At 59.4% G+C, this 3,064-nt stretch carries 2 protein-coding genes and 2 pseudogenes; all 4 read left to right on the top strand.

The genetic code is table 11. From position 1 onward, the window contains the following. Nucleotides 1-11 precede the first annotated feature (11 nt). Nucleotides 12-304, top strand: a pseudogene (locus DYY66_RS16045) (hypothetical protein); the annotation flags it as partial. 1 nt (nt 305) lies between these two features. Then, nucleotides 306-762, top strand: a pseudogene (locus DYY66_RS16040) (condensation domain-containing protein); the annotation flags it as partial. Nucleotide 763: 1 nt separating this feature from the next. Continuing rightward, on the top strand, nt 764-1,075 hold a 312-nt coding region (locus DYY66_RS04525; RefSeq protein ID WP_218583607.1), incomplete at its 5' end, for a condensation domain-containing protein. Then, a partial coding sequence (locus tag DYY66_RS04520; RefSeq protein WP_166286593.1) for an amino acid adenylation domain-containing protein occupies nt 1,005-3,064 on the top strand: 2,060 nt, incomplete at its 3' end. The genes DYY66_RS04525 and DYY66_RS04520, both read left to right, overlap by 71 nt.

Raw genomic sequence — 3,064 nt, 5'->3', positions numbered from 1 at the left:
TACGAGAAGCGGTGGTGATAGCGCGAGAAGACGTGCCTGGGGACAAGCGACTAGTGGCGTATTACACCAGCCGAGGTGATGTGGAAGGAACGGTTGGGGCAGAGGAACTGCGCACGCATCTTTCGGCGAGATTGCCTGATTACATGGTGCCGGCAGCGTATGTGCGAATGGAGGCGTTGCCGCTGACGCCGAACGGGAAGTTGGACAGGAAGGTGTTGCCAGCGCCGGAGAGCGATGCGTATGGAGTGCGGGAGTACGAAGCGCCGCAAGGTGAGATTGAAACACAGCTGGCAGGGATCTGGGCNGAGCTCCTAAAGGCGAAGAGCATAGGACGAGGCGACAACTTTTTTGCGCTCGGCGGTCATTCGCTGCTGGCGGTGCGGGTGGTGACGCGGTTGAGGCAGGCTTTGGGAGTGGAGGTGGCGATCCGGGATCTGTTCGCACATCCAGTGCTGGCGGATCTGGCCGGGATTTTGGGCAGTGCGGCGCAGACGGAGTTGCCGCCGATCCGGCGGGCGGAGCGTAGTGAGCGAATTCCGTTGTCATTTGCGCAGCAGCGGTTGTGGTTTCTGGCGCAGATGCGTGGAGTCAGCGAAGCCTATCACATACCGTTTGGGGTAGGGCTGAAGGGCAAGTTGGACCGAGAAACGCTGCGCGGTGCGCTAGATAGGATCGTCGAGCGGCATGAAGCGTTGCGTACGACGTTTGCTTTTGTGGAAGAGCAGGCGGTGCAGCGGATCGCTGCGGCGGAAGAGAGCCGATNGTGGAAGAAGACCTGCGTCAGTCCAGTGGCATGCAGGATGAGCTTGAGCGAATGATGATGGAGGAGGCTGGAAGATCGTTCGATCTGGAGTCGGGTCCACTGATCCGTGGGCGATTGCTACAGATAGAGGAAGACGAATATGTGCTGCTGATCACGATGCATCACATCGTGTCGGATGGATGGTCGACCGGGATACTGATTCAGGAGTTGAGTGGGTTGTATAGCGCGGGGGTGAGAGGGGATGCCAGACACTCTTCCACTGCTAGAGATTCAGTATGCCGACTATGCGGTGTGGCAGCGGAAGTGGATTGAGGGGGAGATCCTGCAGAAGCAGGGGGAGTACTGGAAGAGAGAGCTGGCGGGAATTCCGGTGTTGCTGGAGATGCCAACGGATCGTGCGCGACCGGCGGAGCAGGACTTGTCTGGAGCTACGGTACAAGTGGTGCTGGACGAAGAGCTAAGCCGAGGGCTGAAGGAGCTGAGCCGCCGTCACGGGACAACCTTATATATGACGTTGCTGGGGGGATGGGCAGCGTTGCTGGGAAGACTGACGGGACAAACGGATGTGGTGATTGGGTCACCGGTAGCGAACCGGGGACGAGCGGAGATCGAGAATCTGATTGGCTTCTTTGTGAACACAGTGGCGTTGCGAGTGGATGTGTCGTCATCACCAACGGTAGGGGAACTGCTGGGGAGGGTGAAGGAGCAGGCGCTGGGAGCGCAACAGAATCAGGACATTCCCTTCGAACAGGTAGTGGAGTTGGTGCAACCGGCGAGGAGTCTGGCGCACAGTGCAGTGTTTCAGGTGATGTTTGCCTGGCAGAACGCACCGCGAGAGAAGCTGAGCTTGGAGGGTTTGGAGTTGCGGCCAGTGAAGCCGACTGGGCGCAGAGCGGCGAAATTCGATATGACGCTGACGTTGGGAGAGACAGGGGAGCGGATAGTAGGCGGGCTGGAATATGCGACGGGGTTGTATGAGGCAGGGACGGTGGAACGCTACGTTGGCTATTTCCGGCGGTTATTGGAGGGGATGGTGGGAGCGGCGGAGGGGGAGAGAGTGGATCGGTTGGTGATCCTGTCTGGAGGGGAGAGAGAGCAGTTGTTGTACGAGTGGAACGAGACGAAGAGGGAGTACGAGAGCGAGCGGTGCGTGCATGAGTTGTTTGAGGAGCAGGCGAGGAGGATGCCGGAAGCAGTAGCAGTGGTGTTTGAAGGGGAGGAGTTGAGTTATGGAGAGTTGAACCGTCGGGCCAACCGGCTGGCGCATTATCTGCGTGAGTTGGGAGTGAAGCCGGAGAGCCGGGTGGCGATCTGCGTGGAACGAGGTTTGGAGATGATGGTAGGGCTGCTGGGAGTGTGGAAGGCAGGAGGAGCGTATGTGCCGTTGGATCCGGGATATCCGGAAGAGCGGCTGAGCTACATGGTGGAGGATAGTGCGCCGGCGGTAGTGCTGACCGAAGGACAGCTGCGTGAAGTCTTCAGCGGATTGAATTCTACGGTACCGATAGTGGACCTGGGAGAAGCATCGGCGTGGCAGGAGCAGCCGGAAAGCAATATCGATTGTGAGAGTTTGGGGCTGACTTCTAAGCACTTGGCGTATGTGATTTATACGTCGGGATCGACGGGGAAACCGAAAGGAGCAATGCTGGCGCATCAGGGGTTGAGCAATCTGGCGCAGGTGCATGGGGAGGAACTGAGGGTAAGAGGGGAGAGTCGAGTGCTGCAGCTGGCGTCGTTCAGCTTTGACGCGAGTGTGTGGGAGACGGTGATGGCGTTGAGCCAGGGAGGAAGGTTGTATGTGGTGAAGCGGGAGGAAGTGGTGGAGGGGAAGAGGGTGAGGGAGAAGGTGAGGGAGGAGAGGATCACGCATGTGACGGTGACGCCAAGTGTGTTGGGTGGGTGGGGAGAGGGAGAAGGAGAGGAAGCGGGAGAGGAGTTGGAGACGTTGGGAGTGGTGGTGGTAGCGGGAGAAGCGGCGCCGAGGGGATTGGTGGAGAGGTGGAGCAAGGGACGGATGATGATCAATGCGTATGGGCCGACGGAAGCGACGATCTGCGCGAGCATGGAGGCCGGTGTCAGTGGCGGCGGCGGAGAGGAGAAAGGAGAAGGAGGAGGAGAGGAGGAGAGGAGGAATGGAGGGATCGGGAAGCCGATCGCGAACGTACGGATGTACGTATTGGATGGAGAAGGAGAGCCGGTGCCGGTGGGAGTGGCGGGAGAGATCTACATCGGAGGAGTGGGAGTAGGGCGAGGGTATCTGAATCGAGGGGATCTGACGGCGGAGAGGTTCGTGCCGGACCC

It is taken from the genome of Candidatus Nitrosotalea sp. FS (assembly GCF_011319475.1).
In the GTDB taxonomy this organism is placed as follows: Archaea; Thermoproteota; Nitrososphaeria; order Nitrososphaerales; family Nitrosopumilaceae; genus Nitrosotalea.
This window is presented reverse-complemented; position numbering and strand designations above follow the sequence as displayed.